At 48.6% G+C, this 331-nt stretch carries 1 protein-coding gene; it reads right to left on the bottom strand.

All coding sequences use genetic code 11. The features are described 5' to 3' along the window. On the bottom strand, window positions 1-304 hold a 304-nt coding region (locus AB4496_RS29640), incomplete at its 3' end, for a PTS transporter subunit EIIC (protein ID WP_372133719.1). Window positions 305-331 lie beyond the last annotated feature (27 nt).

Raw genomic sequence — 331 nt, 5'->3', positions numbered from 1 at the left:
GAGCAACTGAGCCTGGAGCCAGTAGAGTGGTCACGACAAGGAACATCACAAAACCGGACAGTGCCGCAGAACCATTCTTATCACGGCTTAAACCAAATGCGACACCCACCGCGAACAGAACCGCCATGTTGTCGATGATCGCACCACCTGATTTGATCAAAAATGCGGCCAGAATACTCTCTGAACCCCAACCAACAGGATCCAACCAGTAGCCGATCCCCATAAGGATTGCTGCAGCTGGCAGTGTGGCTACGGGAACCATCAATGCCTTACCTACTTTTTGCATATACCCAAGTATATTCATACGTGCCCCTAAGTTTGTAATTAATTT

This window comes from Vibrio sp. 10N.222.46.A1 (assembly GCF_041473595.1).
Taxonomy (GTDB): Bacteria; Pseudomonadota; Gammaproteobacteria; order Enterobacterales; family Vibrionaceae; genus Vibrio; species Vibrio tasmaniensis_A.
Note: the sequence above shows the minus strand (reverse complement) of the source record. Positions and strands in the feature narration are given on the sequence as shown.